Source organism: Chitinophaga sp. GbtcB8, assembly GCF_019091455.1.
Lineage (GTDB): Bacteria > Bacteroidota > Bacteroidia > Chitinophagales > Chitinophagaceae > Chitinophaga.
The window spans coordinates 1-235 of record NZ_JAGXJN010000426.1; the positions used below are offsets into that span (position 1 = coordinate 1).

1 protein-coding gene is annotated in these 235 nt (G+C 52.8%); it reads left to right on the forward strand.

The features are described 5' to 3' along the window. The first annotated feature begins 28 nt into the window (after positions 1-28). A complete protein-coding gene (locus KVT36_RS32235) occupies positions 29-172 on the forward strand; it encodes an ATP-binding protein (RefSeq protein ID WP_217607515.1) in 144 nt (47 codons plus the stop codon). The last annotated feature ends 63 nt before the right edge of the window (positions 173-235 follow it).

A 235-nucleotide genomic window follows, 5' to 3' on the forward strand; every position in this document is an offset into this window, starting at 1 on the left:
TAACATTCAAACCCATATACCGTAACAATTGTCCAGCATACAGGCCGGTGTGGAGAAAACCGCCTGGGTGCTGGTGAACCTGCTTACCATAGCCATCCGTTATTCACCCGCAGGATCTGCGGTGCAGCTAACCATCACACAAACGGCAGACACACTTACATTCAGTGTGTAGGAGGGGGGCAAGGGCATTCCGGTGGCTTTCCGGGGAAGGATCTTGGAACGTTTTTACCAGGGG